The 18,383-nt window shown below is 62.9% G+C and carries 18 protein-coding genes; all 18 read left to right on the forward strand.

The features are described 5' to 3' along the window. Positions 1-109: 109 nt before the first annotated feature. A complete protein-coding gene (locus tag AUJ55_11120) occupies positions 110-1,024 on the forward strand; it encodes a hydroxymethylbilane synthase (protein ID OIO55025.1) in 915 nt (304 codons plus the stop codon). 5 nt (positions 1,025-1,029) lie between these two features. Next, complete coding sequence (locus tag AUJ55_11125) at positions 1,030-1,794, forward strand: hypothetical protein (GenBank protein ID OIO54982.1); 765 nt, start codon at positions 1,030-1,032, stop codon at positions 1,792-1,794. 31 nt (positions 1,795-1,825) lie between these two features. Next, on the forward strand, positions 1,826-2,797 hold the full coding sequence (locus AUJ55_11130) for a delta-aminolevulinic acid dehydratase (protein ID OIO54983.1): 972 nt from the start codon (positions 1,826-1,828) through the stop codon (positions 2,795-2,797). Continuing rightward, the gene (locus AUJ55_11135; GenBank protein ID OIO54984.1) at positions 2,794-3,807 is read left to right on the forward strand and encodes a hypothetical protein; all 1,014 of its coding nucleotides are present in this window, start codon (positions 2,794-2,796) and stop codon (positions 3,805-3,807) included. Before AUJ55_11130 ends, AUJ55_11135 begins: the two co-directional genes overlap by 4 nt. Further along, positions 3,786-4,934 carry a hypothetical protein gene (locus AUJ55_11140; protein ID OIO54985.1) on the forward strand — a complete coding sequence of 383 codons (1,149 nt, stop codon included), beginning with the start codon at positions 3,786-3,788 and terminating at the stop codon, positions 4,932-4,934. Before AUJ55_11135 ends, AUJ55_11140 begins: the two co-directional genes overlap by 22 nt. An 82-nt stretch (positions 4,935-5,016) precedes the next feature. Beyond that, positions 5,017-5,433 (forward strand): hypothetical protein, encoded by a 417-nt coding sequence (locus tag AUJ55_11145; GenBank protein ID OIO54986.1) that lies wholly within the window; start codon positions 5,017-5,019, stop codon positions 5,431-5,433. 33 nt (positions 5,434-5,466) lie between these two features. Continuing rightward, positions 5,467-6,201: an ATP synthase F0 subunit A gene (locus tag AUJ55_11150; protein OIO54987.1), complete on the forward strand. Its 735-nt coding sequence runs from the start codon at positions 5,467-5,469 to the stop codon at positions 6,199-6,201. 67 nt (positions 6,202-6,268) lie between these two features. Next, on the forward strand, positions 6,269-6,517 hold the full coding sequence (locus tag AUJ55_11155) for a F0F1 ATP synthase subunit C (GenBank protein ID OIO54988.1): 249 nt from the start codon (positions 6,269-6,271) through the stop codon (positions 6,515-6,517). Positions 6,518-6,632: 115 nt separating this feature from the next. Then, complete coding sequence (locus tag AUJ55_11160) at positions 6,633-7,109, forward strand: ATP synthase F0 subunit B (protein ID OIO54989.1); 477 nt, start codon at positions 6,633-6,635, stop codon at positions 7,107-7,109. 3 nt (positions 7,110-7,112) lie between these two features. Beyond that, complete coding sequence (locus AUJ55_11165) at positions 7,113-7,649, forward strand: ATP synthase F1 subunit delta (protein ID OIO54990.1); 537 nt, start codon at positions 7,113-7,115, stop codon at positions 7,647-7,649. A 115-nt stretch (positions 7,650-7,764) separates the two neighbouring features. Continuing rightward, positions 7,765-9,273, forward strand: coding sequence for a F0F1 ATP synthase subunit alpha (locus tag AUJ55_11170; protein ID OIO54991.1), 1,509 nt, complete (start codon positions 7,765-7,767; stop codon positions 9,271-9,273). A gap of 34 nt (positions 9,274-9,307) precedes the next feature. Further along, positions 9,308-10,168 (forward strand): F0F1 ATP synthase subunit gamma, encoded by an 861-nt coding sequence (locus AUJ55_11175; GenBank protein ID OIO54992.1) that lies wholly within the window; start codon positions 9,308-9,310, stop codon positions 10,166-10,168. Between the two features lie 70 nt (positions 10,169-10,238). After that, complete coding sequence (locus AUJ55_11180; GenBank protein OIO54993.1) at positions 10,239-11,621, forward strand: F0F1 ATP synthase subunit beta; 1,383 nt, start codon at positions 10,239-10,241, stop codon at positions 11,619-11,621. A 44-nt stretch (positions 11,622-11,665) separates the two neighbouring features. After that, complete coding sequence (locus AUJ55_11185; GenBank protein ID OIO54994.1) at positions 11,666-12,079, forward strand: F0F1 ATP synthase subunit epsilon; 414 nt, start codon at positions 11,666-11,668, stop codon at positions 12,077-12,079. 68 nt (positions 12,080-12,147) lie between these two features. Then, entirely contained in the window at positions 12,148-13,548 is a 1,401-nt protein-coding gene (locus AUJ55_11190) for a UDP-N-acetylglucosamine diphosphorylase/glucosamine-1-phosphate N-acetyltransferase (GenBank protein OIO54995.1), read from the forward strand. Between the two features lie 6 nt (positions 13,549-13,554). Further along, positions 13,555-15,360, forward strand: coding sequence for a hypothetical protein (locus AUJ55_11195; protein OIO54996.1), 1,806 nt, complete (start codon positions 13,555-13,557; stop codon positions 15,358-15,360). A 3-nt stretch (positions 15,361-15,363) separates the two neighbouring features. After that, positions 15,364-17,109, forward strand: a complete 1,746-nt coding sequence (locus AUJ55_11200; protein OIO54997.1) for a hypothetical protein — start codon at positions 15,364-15,366, stop codon at positions 17,107-17,109. 455 nt (positions 17,110-17,564) lie between these two features. Continuing rightward, entirely contained in the window at positions 17,565-18,371 is an 807-nt protein-coding gene (locus AUJ55_11205) for a hypothetical protein (protein ID OIO54998.1), read from the forward strand. The last annotated feature ends 12 nt before the right edge of the window (positions 18,372-18,383 follow it).

The following is an 18,383-nucleotide window of genomic DNA, read 5'->3' on the forward strand; positions in this document are numbered from 1 at the left end:
ACACAAGTTTTATCGACCCGACGAAGACCCCATGACCGCCAAAATCTCCCTCGACGCCGTCCGTTCCGAATTACCCAAACTCCTCAAACCCCGTGGCCCCCTCGACAAGGTGGTCATCGCCACCCGTGGCTCCAAGCTGGCGCTGTGGCAGAGCAACTGGGTCAAACGGTTGCTTGAGGCGGCCCACCCCGAGATCACGGTGGAGCTGCTGATTATGAAAACCCAGGGCGACATCATCCTCGATGTGCCGCTGGCTCAGGTGGGGGGTAAGGGGCTCTTTGTGAAGGAGCTTGAAGAGGCGCTGCTCGACGGGCGGGCCGATCTGGCGGTGCACTCGATGAAGGATGTCCCCACGGTGCTCCCCGAGGGGTTGGGGATCACGGTAATGCTGCCGCGCGAAGATCCCCGCGATGCTTTTCTCTCGGTGAAGTACGACAGCTTCGCGGCGCTGCCCCAGGGGGCCAAGGTGGGGACCTCCTCCCTGCGGCGCAAGGCGCAATTGCTGGCGGTGCGGCCCGATCTGCACATCTTCGACCTGCGCGGCAACGTCGATACCCGCATCCGCAAGCTCGAAGAGGGGCAATACGACGCCATCATCCTGGCCCACGCCGGGGTGCGCCGCCTGGGGGTGACCCAGCACGTCAAGGGGGTGCTCGATCCCGAGGTGATGCTCCCCGCCGTGGCGCAGGGGGTGGTGGGGATCGAAACGCGGTTGAATGACGAAAAGTTGCTGGCCGGGATCGACTTCCTCCACGACGAGGCGGCGACCGTGGCCGCCACCGCCGAGCGGGCGCTGCTGCGCCGTCTGGAGGGGGGGTGTCAGGTCCCCATCGCCGCCCACGCCACCCTCGAAGGGGGGGGGCTGGTGCTCGAAGGGCTGGTCGCCGGTCTAGATGGCAAACAGATTCTGCGCAAGGGTAAGGCGGGTCTGCCCGAGGATGCCCAATGGCTGGGGACCACCCTGGCCGAGGATTTGATTGCCGCCGGGGCCGACAAGCTGCTGGCCGAGCTGGAGGGGCGTTAAGCCCGATGACCCCCCTCGTGCTCTTGACCCGTCCTCGCGCCCAATCGGAGGCGATGCTGGGGGCAGTAAAGGCGCGGGGCTGGGAGGCGCTGGTCTGGCCCCTCAAGGCGATTGAGCCGCCGAGTAACCCGGCCCCCGCCGAAGCTGCGCTGCGTGATCTTCAACCGGGGGACACCCTGTTTTTTGGCAGTGCCAACGCGGCTGAGGGCTGGGTGGGCAAGGCCAAGAGGTTGGGGATCGCCCCCTTTTCGAAGGGGGTCGAGGTGTGGTGTGTTGGTGGGGCGACCGCGCGGGCGTTGGCCGCCCATGGTTGCCAGCCAACGTTGATTCCCGAGCAGGCCAACTCCGAAGGGGTGTGGGATCAAGCGCTGCGGGAGGGGCGGCTCGATCCGCCACGCCGGATGATTCTCCCCCGCGGCGAGCATGGCCGGGAGTGGTTGGGGGAGCAGTTGACGGCGCGAGGGTGGCAGGTGCTGCCGGTGGCAGTCTATCGGGTGGTCGATGTGCGACCCGATATGGGGGCGCTGGAGCGGGTGCTGAGTCCCGGACGACCCGTGGCGGCGCTGTTGTTTCAGGCCTCGGCGGTCGCCCCTGCCGTGGAGGCCCTATCGGCTGTGGCCGTCCCGGTGTGCTGGGGCGCCCTCTCCGAACCGGTCGCTCGGGCATTGCGTGAACGGGGCATCGAGCCGTTCCAGGGTGCCGACCACCGCGCCGACGCCTTGCTCGATGCCCTGATGCAGTGCCAAGGTTTTGGGCCGTCGCCCCATTGAGTTGTTTGCGATTTCATCTGCTGGAGCCCTCATGACCATCCGTACCCGCCGTCTGCGCCGCACCGACAACCTGCGCCGCATGGTGCAGGAGACCCGTCTGGCCGCGACCGACCTGATCGCCCCCCTCTTCGTGGTGCCGGGCCGCGGGATCCGCAAACCGATTGGTTCGATGCCGGGGGTTAATCAGACCTCCATCGACGAGCTGATCGCCGATTGCCAGCGTCTCTACGGGCTTGGGGTTCCCGCCGTCATCCTTTTTGGTATCCCCGCCCACAAAGATGCGGTGGGCTCCGAGGCCTACGCCGAGCACGGCATCGTGCAAGAGGCGGTGCGGGCGCTGAAGAAAGCGCTGCCCGATCTGGTTGTGATCACCGACGTCTGCCTGTGCGAATACACCGATCACGGTCACTGCGGCATCATTCATGACGGCGAGGTCCTCAACGATCCCACCGTCCAGGTGCTGGTGCGCGAGGCGGTCAGCCATGCCAAGGCTGGAGCCGACATGGTCGCCCCTTCCGACATGATGGACGGCCGGGTCGCCGCCATTCGGGCGGGGCTCGACGCCGCCGGCTTCGAACACATCCCCATCATGGCCTACTCCACCAAGTTCGCCTCGGGCTACTACGGCCCCTTTCGCGAGGCGGCCGAGTCGACCCCCGCCTTCGGCGACCGCCGGGCGTATCAAATGGATCCGGCCAATCGGCTGGAGGCGATCCGCGAAAGCCTGATCGACGAGGCCGAGGGGGCCGACATCCTCATGGTCAAGCCGGCGCTCGCCTACCTCGACATCCTGCGCGACATTCGCGAGGTCACCCGGCTGCCCCTGGCCGCCTACAACGTCAGCGGCGAGTACAGCATGATCAAACTGGCGGGACAGGCGGGGGTGATCGACGGCGACCGGGTGATGATGGAGACCCTGATCGGCATGCGCCGAGCCGGGGCCGATCTGATCCTCACCTATTTCGCCGAGGATGCCGCCCGTCTGCTCAAGGAGGGTTTGTGAGCGAACCAACCCGCACCGATACCCCACCGCCTGAACCGAAGGTCGTAGGCAACGATCCGGTCGAGGAACAGGTGACCCCAAGCGATTCTCGACCCGACGCACGACAAGAGGCAGAGAGGGTCGAGGTCTTGCAGGACCAAGAGCCTCACAAGGCGACCGACGAAGCCGCACCGCCTCGCCAAGGTGGGGGCTTGGGGCGCAAATGGTTGATTTTGGCGCTGCTGATCGTCGCGGTACCGGTCGGTTGGCTGGGTTGGCGCGCCCAGGACTACCATGCCGATCAGGGCCATTGGCCCACGGTCGCCACCATGAAGGGGTGGCTGTCGGGGCAGGTGGAACCGACCCCTTTCGAGCGGGCGTGGCAGGAGCAGCATCGCACGATGCAAAGCAAGGTTTTGGGACTTGAGCGGCAAAACAGTGCGCTTTCAGACCGGGTGCAAACCCTGGAGGAGGAGCGCCGCGAGCTGAGCCAACGTTTCGATGCCCTGGCCAGCCGTTTAGAAGCCGGACTGGCGGCTCAGTCGCTCCCAGTTCAAACCGACGCTGGAATGAGCGACAACGGCGAAGCGCTGGCCGCTCTGGGGCGTCGGCTGCAAACCCTGGAACAACAGGTGGCTGCCGGGTTAATCCCCCAGGCCACCGCCCCTGAGCTGGTGCAAGCGTTGTGGGATCGGGGTTGGTTTGGCGCCGTGGCAGCCTTGGTCGAAAACCCCGACGACCGTCGTTTGGCCCAAGGTGCCCAGCGGGTTCGTGGCGAACTGTTGCAACTGCTGCAAGGCGGTGAATCGGTGGAGGAAGAGCATTACTGGGGTGGCTTGGTCACCCTGCGCCAGGGGGCAAGTACAAACGGTCGGCAGGCGACGCTGGCATTGCTGCTGGGCGACTGGCAGGGGCTGGCCCGAGCCATCGAGCAACTTCAAGGGTCGGCACCCCAAACGGGCGCCACCTTCGAGCAATTTGAGGCGCTACGGCGTCAAGGTGAGGGGCGATGGGCTTCCTCCGCATCCTGATTGTTTCGCTCACCCTGGGGCTGGCCGGTTGGGCTGCCGTGGCGGTGGGGCCGTCGACACTGCTTGCTCCGGTCACCCTGCAAGGAGGTGATTGGGCGCTGAGCGCGCCGCTGTGGTTGCTGGTGTTGCTGCTGCTGGCGGTCGCGGCGCTGGGGAGCGGGTTGATTCATTTGCTGACCCTGCCGGGGCGGCTACGCCGCTGGCGGCAACGCCGTGCTCGTGAGCGGATCTGGGGGGCGGCCGAGGCGGGACTGATCGAGGCGTTGCGCGGCGAACATGGGGTCGGAATGCGACGCTTCGAAAACCTATCGGTTCAGTACCCCGATCTGGTGTTGATGCGCTGGTTGCGACCCCTGCTCGGTTCGGGTCCTCGTCCCGACGGTAGAGACGGCCAGGTGATCGGACTGCGGCAACAGGCCCTCAACGCCGAACAATCGGGCGATTGGGCTCAGGTGCGGCAGGCGGCGCTGCAATGGGTCGATTTGGCCCCCAAAAGCGGGGGGGGTTGGTGGTACGGCTTTGCAGCCGAGTTGCACCTCGACCCCGAACAGGCCGAGCGCTGGCTTAGCGGCCTGAAGGGGGATCGTTCCGCCAAAGAGAGGGCCAAGCAGATGCTGGCCTGGGTTCGGGCTTGGCGTTTTTTTCAGCAAGGGGATCTGGCTTCGGCGTTTGCTCAGGCCTATGCGGGGCGGGACGACCTTCGTGTGCGCCGTTTTGCGGTGATGCTCGGCGCTTTGCTCGGCAAAGAGAGTGCGGTCAAGCGGTTGGAGATGGCCGACATGGCCCCCTTGGTTCCCTATGGTTGCAAGCACTTGGAGCGTAGTGAGGCGACGGATCGCCTCGCACGGCTGGAGTCGATTTGGCGTCGGGCCGTGCGTCCCGAACTCTTCGCCCCCCTGGTCGCCCAGTGCGCTGCGGTTGCAGAAATCCCTGCGCTGGCTCGCGAGGCTCAGGCACAAATCGCCCTGACGCGTCATACTCGGGCAGAAATTGTATGTCCTCATTGCCAGACGGCATGGCCCGATGTGGCGCCGGTGTGCCCGGGTTGCGGTCGCGGGGTTTGGGAGTCGCTACGTCCCATGGTGAGCCCTGTCTGGCTGGGTGGCGATGGGCGCTTGTCGCACTGATTTCCAGTTTCGAATTGTGGTTTGACAGGCAACTCCCCCCTCCCTAGAATCCCGCGCCTTTAACGTATACCCCCAGGTAGCCATGCACGTCTCCAGCGTGATTCGCAATCAAACCGTGGTCGTGTTGTTGATGGCCGGGGTGCTGAATTGGAGCCTGGGGCGCCAAGAGGCGCTGGCCTTTTTGGTTGGTGGAGGCTTGGTTCTTTCGGCCTTCATCATGATGTGGGGGCGGATGAACGGCGCGTTTTCGGCCCCGGCCGAGGGTGCGGGGCGGGTGCTCATGATGGGGGCGATGATTCGCTTTATCTGGGTTGCTGCAGGATGCGCCGCCGCCATTGCCTGGTTGCGTCTGCCGGTGGCGCCGCTGCTGGCAGGGTTGATTGCCCCCCCGATGGTGGGCTGGATCAACGGGGTCTGGGTCGCCTGGCATGAAATCAAGGCTCATCCGGTTCAGGGTGTAGGCGTTCGCCCCGAACCCAAAAAATCGCAACGTCCTTAAACTTTTTCGTTTTGATAGCAGTGGGAGTTCCCGATGGCGGCTGAGCACGGCGGCAGCGCGATTTCGCACCACCTGCAACATTGGACTGTCCCCTTCATGGGGGGGCATCTCAATATGGACTCGCTGATTTCCTCCTGGGTGGTGTGCGCCATTTTGGTTGGGGTTGGTTTGCTGGTGCGCAAGGGGCTGGTGACCGACGGCGCCCCCAGCCGCTTGCAGAACCTGGTCGAGATGCTGGTGGAGTTCATCAACAACACCGTGCGCGACAACTTCCCTGGTAAGAATCCCCACATCGCACCGCTGGCGCTGACCATCTTCGCCTTCGTGCTGCTGTGCAACACCATCGACATCCTGCCTGTTTATTTGGGGATCAAGACCCCGACCGCCGACATCAACCTGCCGGTGGCGATGGCGCTGGTCGTGTTCTCGATGACCCTCTACTACAGCATCAAGGTCAAGGGGTTGGGGTACTTCAAAACCTACCTCTTCCACCCGTTCGGTAAGTTCTTGATGCCGGTCAACATCGTCATGACCGCCATCGAAGAGCTGGCCAAGCCCCTTTCGCTCTCGTTCCGGCTCTTCGGCAACATGTTTGCCGGCGAGGTGATCTTCCTGCTCTTTGCCTCCCTGATTCCCTGGTGGATGCACTTTGTGCCGGGGGTGCTGTGGTCGGGCTTCCACCTCTTTGTCGGTCTGATTCAGGCATTCATTTTCATGATCCTCACCGTGGTCTATCTCTCGATGGCCCATCAGGTCGACGAACACTAAAACCCGCTTCGTTTTTCGTCCTATCTCGAATCGGCTCAATCGAGCCAACACATTGGAGGCATTCATCATGTCGGAGATGCTCAGCGCGGCCACCCTCATCAGCGTCGGCCTGATCCTCGGGGCCGCTGGCCTCGGTTCCGCCATCGGTTGGGGTCTGATCACCTCGAAGGCTCTGGAGGGGATCGCCCGTCAGCCTGAGATGCGTCCTCAGCTGATGTTCAACATGTTCATCTTCGCCGGCCTGATGGAGTCGTTCCCCTTCATCATCATGGCCTTCGGCCTCTGGTTCCTGTTCGCCAATCCCTTCGCGGGCTAATCGAACCGGTAGGGCGTCGCTCCTCCCTTCGTGGAGGGGTGCCGCTCGGGCTGGTCTTTTGATGTCCGGTCCCCAAACCGCAACATGTTTATGTTCGTAACCAGAGGGTAGAGCCGTGGAGCTAGGACTTACCTTGGTGGGTCAGGTCATTACCTTCCTGATCCTCCTGTTCCTCCTCAAACGCTATGTGTATGGCCCCATCACCGGGTTGATGGACCAGCGGGCGGAAAAAATTGCCCAGGGTCTGAATCAAGCCGACGAGGCCAAGCGCCGTCTGCAAGAGGCCGAGATCGAGGCCGCCGAGTTGGCCAAGGCTGCCAAAACCAAGGCCCTTGAGATCCTCAATCAGGCCGAGAAATCGGCCGGTCAGCTGCGCGAGGAGTCGGTCGCCAAGGCCCGTGAAGAGGCCGAGGGGATCGTCGCCGCCGCCCGTGAAGAGATCGCCGCCGAGGTTCAAAAGGCGCGCGGTCAGCTCCAGGCCGAGCTCGCCGACATGATTGTCCTGGGCGCCTCCCGCATTCTCGAAGCCGAGTTGGACGCCGAGCGTCACAAGGCGGTGATCGGGGATGTCATCAGCCGGATGGAGCACTAAGCCATGTCGATTGGAGTCGTTGCCCGGCGTTATGCCCAGGCGACCTACGAGGTTGCGGCGGGTGGTGGCGATCTGGCCCCCTGGCGGGAAGGGATGGCTCTGTTGGCCGCCGTCGCCCGGGACGCCGAGTTCGCCTCCTTTGTCGACAATCCGGCGGTGAGCCAGGCGGCCAAATCGCAGGTGGTTGAGAAGCTGTTGGCCGGTACCCACGAGGGGGTTCGCCGCTTGGGACAGGTCCTATTGAGCAACGGTCGCATCGCCATTGCCCCCGAGATCCTGGAGGCCTTCGAGCAGTTCGCGCTTGAAGCCGCTGGGGTGATGGGGGGTGAGGTTGTCTCCGCCGTGGCGCTGAGCGATGCCCAGCGCGGCGAGTTGGAAGCGGCCCTGGCCAAGCGTTTCGGCGCCAAGGTTAAGCTGGCCTACCGGATCGATCCCTCCGTGCTGGGTGGGGTCCGGGTACAGCTTAAAGATACCGTCATCGACGGCACTTTGGCCCGGCGTCTGGAGCTACTGCGCCAGCGATTGGCGGCAGCTGCCTGATCCAAGTCCATTCCAGTCCGGTTCGGACTGGCACGAATACGTCCAAAATTGAGTAGGGCGGCTTGATGCCGCCAAAGTGTTGGCGGGCTACCCCGCCCTACCGAGAGACAGCGCCATGGAACTCAAAAGCACCGAAATCAGCAAGATCATCAAAGAGCAACTGGCCGGAGCCCTGGCCGGTCTTGAGACCGCCAATGTCGGACGTGTTCTTAAAGTCTCCGACGGCATCTCCGTGATCCACGGGCTCGAAAACGCCGCCTACGGTGAAATGCTGGAATTCCCGGGTGGGGTTCCCGGCATGGTCCTCAACCTTGAGGAAGACAGCGTCGGCGCCGTGATCTTCGGCGACTACCTGCACATCCGCGAAGGGGACGAGGTTCGCGCCACGGGCAAGATCCTTGAGGTTCCCGTTGGCGATGCCATGGTCGGCCGCGTGGTCAACGCCGTGGGCGCCCCCATCGACGGCCTGGGCCCCATCGCCACCGACAAGACCGACCGGGTTGAGAAAATTGCCCCCGGTATCATTGCCCGTGAGCCGGTGGGCGTCCCCATGCAGACCGGGATTAAGGCGATCGATGCTCTGGTTCCGATCGGACGTGGTCAGCGCGAGCTGATTATTGGCGACCGCCAGACCGGTAAAACCACCGTGGCCATCGACGCCATCATCAACCAGAAGGGCTCCGGGGTAGTCTGCGTTTACGTCGCCGTGGGTCAGAAGAACTCCTCGGTTGCCAACGTGGTGCGGGTCCTTAAAGAGCACGGCGCGATGGATCACACCATCGTCGTGAACGCCTCGGCTGCCGAGTCGGCCGCCATGCAGTATCTGGCCCCCTACGTCGGTTGCACCATCGCCGAGCACTTCCGCGATACCGGTCGCGATGCCCTGATCATTTATGACGATCTGACCAAGCAGGCCTGGGCCTACCGTCAGATCTCCTTGCTGCTGCGCCGTCCTCCGGGGCGCGAGGCCTACCCCGGCGACGTGTTCTACCTCCACAGCCGTCTGCTGGAGCGCGCCTGCCGCTTGAACAAAAACTTCGGTGGCGGTTCGCTGACCGCGCTGCCCATCATCGAAACCCAAGCGGGCGACGTGTCGGCCTTCGTGCCCACCAACGTCATTTCGATCACCGACGGCCAGATCTACCTCGAAACCGATCTGTTCAACTCGGGCATCCGTCCGGCCATCAACGCAGGTCTCTCGGTCTCCCGCGTCGGCGGCGCCGCCCAGACCAAAATCGTCAAGAAGCTTTCCGGCGGCCTGCGGACCGACTTGGCCCAGTACCGCGAGCTGGCCGCGTTCGCCCAGTTCGCCTCCGATCTCGACGCCGCCACCCGCGGTCAGTTGGAGCGCGGCAAGCGGGCCACCGAACTGCTCAAACAGGGTGAGAACCAGCCCTTGAGCGTGGCCGAGCAATCGGCGGTGCTCTATGCCCTGGGCAAGGGGTTGGTGGACGATGTGGCCGCCGACAAGATCGTCGACTTCGAGCGCGCTTTGCAGACCTATCTGCGCAGCGAGAAGAGCGATTTGGTTGCCAAGATGAACGCCGAGAAGGCACTGACCGACGAGATCGAGTCGGAGCTGCGCGCCGCCATCGAGGCCTTTAAGTCCTCCCACACCTACTGATCGCCTGCGAGTCGGTTGAGCAAGAGGATCGCCCATGCCCAGTACCAAAGAGATCCGGTCGCAAATCAAAGGCATCAAAAACACGCAGAAGATCACGCGTGCAATGCAGATGGTGGCCGCCTCCAAAATGGTCAAGGCGCAGGAGCGGGTGCTGCAAGCCCGCCCCTACGCTGCAAAAATCCGTGAGGTCATCGGGCACGTCCTGAAGGCCCATCCCGAGTTCAAACACCCCTTTTTGGCCGCCAAGACGGACGATCAGATTAAAAAGGTCGGTGTTCTGGTGATCTCTACCGACAAAGGGCTGTGCGGCCCTCTGAACACCAACGCTCAACGGCAGATGATCGCCCTGACCAAACAGTATGGTCAGGCCAATCTCGAGATTTTCGCCATTGGCCGTCGTTCGGCCCTCTTTGCCCGTCGGTTGGGTCTGGAAGAGGGTGCGGTGCGCACCGAGGTGCCCGACAGTCCCGAGCTGTCCGACGTGATCGGTGTGGTCACGGTGGCGCTGCAGGCGCTCAACGAGGGGCGGATTGACAAGCTGCTGTTGGTCTACAGTGAGTTCGTCAACACCATGAGCCAGGTGACCCGGGTCGAGACCCTGGTTCCGGCCGTCTTTGAGGCGACCGCTCAGGAGGGGGTTTGGGACTACCTGTATGAGCCCGAATCCAAGCCGGTGGTGGAGGCGCTGGTGCGCCGCTATATCGAGGCGGTGGTCTACCACGGCTTGCTTGAAAACAAGGCATCCGAGCAGAGCGCCCGGATGGTGGCCATGAAGAACGCCACCGAGAATGCCAAGAAACTGATTTTCGAGTTGACCTTGAGCTACAACAAGGCGCGTCAGGCCGCCATCACCAAGGAGCTGGCCGAGATCGCCGCCGGCGCCGAGGCGGTTTAAGGCCGGTCAACCCTCGATACCGATTTTGATTGTTTCTTTTTAAGTCACGCGTAAGCGAAGAGGATCGCCCATGAGCACGGGGACCATCGTTAAAGTCATCGGGCCTGTTGTGGATGTTGAGTTCTCCGAGGGAGGGCTCCCCCAGATCTACAACGCCATCCGTACGGAGGCCGGTCTCGTCATCGAGGTCCAGGCCCATGTGGGCGACAACCGCGTGCGCGGCATCGCCATGGGGGCGACCGAGGGGGTCAAGCGCGGCGAAAAGGTCGAAGATACCGGGGCGCCGATTTCGGTGCCGGTCGGCAAGGCGACCTTGGGTCGTATTCTCGACGTCCTGGGCAATCCCATCGACGACATTCCCACGATTGAGGCGGAAAAGCGGATGCCCATCCACCGCAATCCCCCGACCTTCGAGGAACTGGCCCCCGCCACCGAGGTGCTGGAGACTGGCATTAAGGTCATCGACCTGATCTGCCCCTTCGCCAAAGGTGGCAAGGTTGGCCTGTTTGGCGGCGCCGGCGTGGGCAAGACCGTCAACATGATGGAGCTGATCCGCAACATCGCCATTGAGCATTCCGGCTACTCGGTGTTTGCCGGTGTGGGCGAGCGGACCCGTGAGGGCAACGACTTCTGGCTCGAAATGAAAGAGTCGAACGTGCTCGATAAGGTGGCCTTGGTCTACGGTCAGATGAACGAGCCTCCGGGCAACCGTCTGCGCGTCGGTCTGACCGGGCTGACCATCGCCGAGTACTTCCGCGACGAAGGGCGCGACGTGTTGATGTTCATCGACAACATTTTCCGTTTCACCCTGTCGGGCGCCGAGGTCTCCGCGCTGCTGGGTCGTATGCCGTCGGCGGTGGGTTATCAGCCCACCCTGGCCGAGGAGATGGGTAAGCTGCAAGAGCGCATCACCTCGACCAAGACCGGTTCGATCACCTCGGTTCAGGCCGTCTACGTCCCCGCCGACGACTTGACCGATCCGGCTCCCGCCACCACCTTTGCCCACTTGGACGCCACCGTGGTGTTGTCGCGTCAGATCGCTGAGCTGGGGATCTACCCCGCCGTCGATCCTCTGGATTCGACCTCGCGCTCCCTCGATCCCAAGGTGGTCGGGACCGAGCACTACGAGGTTGCCCGTTCTGTGCAGAAGACGCTGCAGCGCTACAAAGATCTCCAGGACATCATCGCGATTCTGGGGATGGACGAGCTCTCCGACGAAGACAAGCTCTCCGTCAACCGGGCCCGGAAGATTCAGCGTTACCTGTCACAGCCCTTCTTCGTCGCCGAGGTCTTTACCGGCAGCCCCGGTAAGTACGTGCCTCGCGCCGAGACCATCCGTGGTTTTAAGGGTCTGGTGAACGGCGAGTACGATCACATCCCCGAGCAGGCCTTCTACATGGTCGGCAGCATCGACGAGGCTTTGGAAAAGGCCGAGAAGATGAAGGCGGCTTGATTCAAGCCCCTTTTTTCCAAGGTCTGACCCAAGAGGCATAAGCCATGGCTACGATTCGTGTTGATGTCGTCACCGCCGAGCGGCGGGTCTACCAAGGGGATGCCGACTTTGTTGTTGTCCCCGGCGAGATGGGTGAGTTGGGGATTCTTCCCCGGCACACCCCCCTGCTGACCCGCATCAAACTCGGTGAAATCCGCGTCAAGCGGGGCGAAGAAACCGATTATATCTTTGTCAACGGCGGCATCCTTGAGGTGCAGCCCGATCAGGTCACCGTGCTGGCCGATACCGCCGAGCGGGCCGAGGACATCGACGAGGCGCTGGCCGTTGAGGCACAGCGTCGCGCCGAGGAGCTGCGCGAAAAGGTCGCCTCCGATATGGATGTCGCCCATGCCGAGGCCGCTCTGCAAGAGGCGTTGACCCGCCTCAAAGTATTGCGCCGTCGGGCCCATCGGGCCTGATTGCCGATTTGCATGACCCAAAAGGGGGCTTCGGCCCCCTTTTTTTATTGGTGTTCGAGGAGCAGAAGATGAATCAGGCGACGGTCGGGTGGGGGGTGCTGATTCTGGCGGCGGGCAAGGGGACGCGGATGAAATCGGTCCTCCCCAAGGTGGCGCACCATTTTGCCGGTACGCCAATGCTGCTCCATGTGGTGGCACGCGCTCAAGCTGCCGAACCGGCGCGGGTCGCGGTGGTGCTCGGTCACGGGCGCGACCAGGTTGAGGCTCTGCTCGACCCCGGCGTGGATGTCGTTCATCAAGAGGAGCAGAAGGGCACGGGACACGCCGTGGCCATCACACGCGAATGCTGGGGTGACGAAGAGGTCCTGGTGGTCCTCTCCGGCGATACCCCGCTGGTCCCCACCCCTCTGATCCGATCCCTCGCCGAGGCGGCCCGCGATCCCCGGGTTGGTGTGGCGATGGCCACCATGCAGCTGCCCGATCCCCATGGGTATGGCCGCATCCTGCGCGATGAAAGCGGCGGCATTGTCGGAATCGTCGAAGAAAAAGATGCCAGCGCCGCGCAGCGGGCGATCACCGAGGTCAATCCCGGTATCTACGCCTTCCGCCTCCCCTGGCTGTGGCATGCCTTGGAGCGCGTGGACGACGACAACGTCCAGGGGGAGCTCTACCTGACCGACGTGATTGCCCTGGCCCGAGCCGACCACATGCAGGTGGTTGGCGTTGAGGAACCCGAGGGGTGGCTGCTGTCGGGCATCAATTCCCGTCAGCAACTGGTCGCGCTTGAAAACCGGTGGATGCGGCAGACGGTCGAAGCCTGGATGAGCCAGGGGGTGACTTGCCACAACCCCGAGCAAATCCGCATCGAAGGGCAGGTGACCCTGGGGCATGACGTCAGCCTGCATGGACCTCTGGTATTGCAGGGAAAGGTCGAGATTGCCTCGGGTGTGCTGGTCGAGCCCTATTGCTTGATTCGCGACAGCCGCATCGGCCCAGACGCGGTGATCCACGCCTACAGCCATATGGAACAAGCGCATGTGGAGGCGGGGGTTCAGCTTGGCCCCTATGCCCGACTTCGTCCCGGCGCCCAGTTGCAGGAGGGGGCCAAGGTCGGCAATTTCGTCGAGATCAAGAAGGCGGTGATTGGCCCCGGCGCGAAAGTGAACCATTTGAGCTACATTGGCGATGCCTCGGTGGGGGCCGGTAGCAACATCGGTGCCGGGGTCATCACCTGCAATTACGACGGTTACAACAAATTTCGCACCGAGATCGGTGCGGGTGCTTTTATCGGTTCCGACTGTCAGCTGGTCGCGCCGGTGACGGTGGGGGATGGGGCAATCGTTGGGGCGGGAACCACGGTGACCGGCGACGTGCCGAGTGACGCCCTGGCGGTCAGCCGCACCCCGCAAAAAAACATTGAAGGGTATGCCGCCAAAAAGCGGATGCAGCAGCGCAAAAAAGAGGGGTAACACACTATGTGCGGCATCGTCGGGACGGTTGGGGTCGACAACGGGGTTCCCTACCTGGTGCAGGGGCTCAAACGGCTGGAATACCGAGGCTATGACTCGGCGGGGGTTGCCGTCGTCGACCTGCACGGCGACCTGCGCCAGGTGCGACGGTTGGGCAAAGTGGCCGAATTGGAGGCAGCAACCCACGATTGCGCCCTCTACGGCACGCTGGGAATCGGCCATACCCGCTGGGCGACCCACGGCGCCCCCTCCGAGCGCAACGCTCACCCCCATGTGGTCGACGGGGTGGCGGTGGTGCACAACGGCATCATTGAAAACCACGAGACGCTGCGCCAGCAGCTGAGCGAACAGGGGGCGATGTTCACCTCCGAGACCGACACCGAGGTGATCCCCCAACTGATTGCCGCGCTGTTGCGGCAAGGTAAGGGGGGGGAGGAGGCGTTTCAAGCCGCTGTCGAGACCCTGGAGGGGGCCTACGCCATCGTTGCCATTCTGCCGGGCGAAAACCGCCTCTTCATCGCCCGTAAGGGGTCGCCCCTGATGATTGGTTTGGGGAGAGAAGAGGCCTGGATCGCCTCGGACGCCCTGCCCATCGTTCCCTACTCCCGTGACGTGATTTACCTTGAAAACGGCGACTGGGGTTGGGTGTCGGGGGGGGCTGTCGCTCTGTTCAATGGCGGTCAAGCGGTGGAGCGGCAAGCGGTGCACAGTCGTCTTGACGATGCCGCCGCCGACAAGGGGCCCTACCGCCACTACATGCTTAAAGAGATCTTCGAGCAGGGTGAGGTGGCGGCCCGACTGTTGGAAGAGCGGCTTCGTCCCGGCAACCGCATCAGCGATCATGGCATGGCACTCCCTAGCCAGGTGAAGGCGATCCTCTTTTTGGCCTGCGGCACCTCTTATCATGCCGGGATGGTCGCCACCTACCTGGTCGGGGAGTGGCTTGGGATCCCCGCCACCTGCGAGGTCGCCTCTGAGTTTCTCTACCGCCCCGGCGTGATTGCCGATGGCACCTTGGTGGTTCCGATCTCGCAATCGGGGGAGACCGCAGACACCCTGGCGGCGGTGCGCCGTGCCCCCACCATGGGAAGCAACATCCATGTGGTGGCGGTGTGCAATGTGCCTGAGTCGTCGCTCACCCGCCTGGCCGAGGGGGTGATCTACACCGATGCCGGCCCCGAGATCGGGGTCGCCTCGACCAAAGCCTTCACCACCCAGATTTTGGCGCTGGCGACCCTGCTGCTGGCGATTAAGCAGCGCACAACTGACCTGGATCCAGCGCTTATCGAGGACCTGCAAACCCTACCCCGCAAGTTGGGCCAGGCGCTGGAGCAGGCTGAGATCATCGCCGCCCACGCCCGCGATTACCGGGATTGCACCTCGGCCCTGTTTTTGGGCAGAGGGCGCTATTTTCCCATCGCCTTGGAGGGAGCGCTCAAGCTCAAAGAGATCAGTTACATTCACGCCGAGGGTTATGCTGCGGGCGAGATGAAACACGGCCCCATCGCCCTGATCGACGAGAAGATGCCGGTGGTGGTGCTCTTGCCCGACGGTCCCTTGCTCGAAAAAGCGCTCTCCAACGTTGAAGAGGTTAAGGCTCGCGGTGGACGGGTGATCGCGGTCAGCGATGTTCCCGAACGGGTGCCGCAAAACCTGGTGGAGTGGACGATCTCGGTTCCCAGGGGGGGAGTGGTCGGCAGCCCAATTCTGCACGTCATTCCCCTGCAGTTGTTGGCCTATTACGTGGCCATCGAAAAGGGGACCGATGTCGACCAACCCCGAAATCTGGCCAAGTCGGTGACGGTGGAGTAGTCGATGACCACGGGGAAGGCCGCGCCCATGCGCCAGCGGCTGTCCAAGCTACTGCGCAACGAGCAGGTCGCTCTCAATCTGTTGGCGGTATTCATCGGCGCGGCGGTTGGCTACGCGGCGGTCGGCTTTCGCCACCTCATAACCCTGTTTCAAACCCTCTTTCTCGGCTCGGGGGACGAACTACTCGTCACCGAAGATCTGCCCTGGTTTTTGGTGATCCTCGGTCCGGTCGGGGGGGGGCTGGCGGTGGGGATGCTGCTGCACCGGTTTTCCCGCGATGCGGCAGGCAACGGCATTCCCGAGGTGATCGAGGCGGTGGCGGTCAAGGGGGGGGTGATCGGTTGGCGGTCGGCCTGGGTGCGGGCCTTGGCCGCCTCAATCTCCATAGGCTCGGGGGGCTCGGTGGGTCGGGAGGGGCCAATGGTTCATCTAGGCTCGGCCATCGCCTCGCTGGCCGGGCAGCGGCTGCAACTCTCTCGGCGCTGGATGAAAACCCTGGTCGCCTGCGGCGCGGCTGCGGCGGTGGCCGCCTCGTTCAACACCCCGATTGCCGGGGTGATGTTTTCGCTGGAGGTGATCTTGGGGGAATACGGCTTGGCCGCCTTCTCCCCCATCGTGGTGGCGGCGGTGATCGCTACCGTCATCATCCGGGCCCACTTCGGCAACTTCCCCGCTTTTATCGTCCCCGAGTTTGGCCTGGTCTCGAACTTGGAGATCCCAGCCTACATTTTGCTCGGGGTGGGGGCCGCCGTCGTTTCTACCGCCTTCATCAAACTCCTCTACGGATTCGAGGATCTTTACAGTCGCGTTCCAGTGCAGCGGCAGTTCCGCCCCGCCTTGGCCGGTTTGCTGGTGGGAATCCTGGGGCTCGCCTTTCCGCAGATTTTGGGGACCGGCTACCACGCCACCGATCAGGCACTCTCCGAAGCGCTCCCCTTTCTGCTGCTGTGCGGCATCCTAGTGGCCAAGATTTTAGCCTCCTCGTTTTGTGTCGCCTCGGGGATGGTGGGAGGGGTCTTTGGTCCTTCGCTGGTGATTGGAGCGATGTACGGGGGCGCCTTCGGCTTGGTGGCCCATTCGATTTTCCCCGACATCTCTTCGACCTCGGGCGCCTACGCCCTGGTCGGAATGGCGGGGGTGGTGGCGGCGACCCAGGCGGCCCCGATTTCGGCGATTTTGATGATTTTCGAGCTGACCACCGACTACCACATCGTCCTGCCGATGATGGTCAGCGTCATGCTCGCCACGTTGCTCACCAAGGCGTGGTGCGGTGATTCGATCTATACCTTAAGGTTGCGCCGTCGTGGTCTCGACATCCGCCAGGGGCAGGAGCTCTCCCTGCTCAAAAACCTGGAGGTGAGCGAGGTGATGCGGATTGACTTCGACGTGGTGGGGGAGGGGATGCCGATTGGGCGGCTCAAGCAGATTCTGGCCCAATCCCGATACGAAACCGTCTTTGTGGTGGACGGGGCGGGCAAGCTTGCCGGGGTGGTCTCTTTTTCGGACATCAAGCGGGTCGCGTTTGGCAGCGAACTCGACGATTTGGTGGTTGCCCGTGAAATTGCCTCTTCCCCGGTCCACACCGTGCCCAAGGAATCGACACTCTTCGACGCGTTTCGCATCATCGATCAGCAGGGGCACGACATCTTGCCGGTGGTCGAGTCTTACGATCCCGATCAGGTCATCGGGGTGATTACCCGGGAAGATCTCATCCGCGCTTACAACAAAACCCAGATCGAACTGCGTTGACTGTGGATCAGCCCATCCACGCCATTATCGATTTCCCTGCGCCACAATTGCCCGCCAATCGATAGGCCGATCAAGTATTTTGATGACGCGAGGTTGACCGGCATCACATGTCGATCTCGTGCGTGATATTCCTCACGCCGCTTAAGGGTGTTGCGGCGCACAAACCGCCCGTCCCGATAGCCTTGAGAAACGCCGATTAAAAGCCTCCCGTCTTTTTAACCCGGATTTTTCATCAATTTTCCCGATGATCGCGAACAAGAAACAAGCGAGGGCGGAACAATACCGATGAAAAATCCGGGTTAAGCGACGCCTCGCAAAACGCGCAGTTTTGCGCATTGCCAAACAGGTACCTACGTTCCTGGTTTTGGCCGCCATCCGCAGGTCGCAAGGAAGCGCCGAATCAACCAACGCTTCCCTGGTTTTGCCGACATTGCGGTATTTTTGTGGAGCCCTGAATGTTCGTTTTGCGCACCGACACCCCCCTGGTCGAGGTGGTCCGACTCATGGTCGGGACCGGGCTTGGGGCCATGCCGACCCGTTCCGAGAATGGGGTCGGAGGGGTGTGGACCGAATCGGAGTTGCTCAAGGTGGTGCGCCACGGGGGTGGAGACGCTTTGATCGATGGACCGCAGCATCCCCCGGTGACGGTGCACGAAGGGGTCCGCTTTCGCCAGGCGCTCAAGGTGTTTGCTCAGACCAACGCCCGGGTGCTGCTCAAGGTCGACGACGTAGGGATGGTGGTCGATGCCATCGACCAACCGACCCTCGCCCAGCGCTTGGTCGATTGGATAAACGAGCGGCAGGAGCCGGTCGACTTCTTGATGCGGGTGCCGGTGACCCTGACCGAGGATTACGGCAATTTGGGGGAGGTGGTCGATGCCATGCTGGACGGCCGGGTGTTGGCCATTCCGTTCGTCGACAGCAAGGGGCGGCTGCTCTATTGGTTAACCGCCAGCGATCTGCTCCAAGCCTGGTTGGAGTGGGGCGAGCTGATTTGGGATCAACCCCCCGTCGCAGCGGCGCGGACGACCGAAAGCCTGATGACGGTGCCCGAGGGGATGGCATTGAACACGGTATTGAAGAAGATGATGGCGGGTCGGGTGCGGCGGATGCCGGTATTGGGCGGCCAGGAGCGGTTATGTGGCGTGATCTCGATGATCGATATCTTGGCCTTTGCCAACGAGCATTTACCGCAAGAGGCCCAACTCGAACGGCCCGGCGATTGGCGCCCCAGTCGGTTGGCTGCGGTGACCACCACCTAACCTACTATTTTG

The organism is Proteobacteria bacterium CG1_02_64_396 (genome assembly GCA_001872725.1).
GTDB lineage: Bacteria > Pseudomonadota > MNWR01 > CG1-02-64-396 > CG1-02-64-396 > CG1-02-64-396.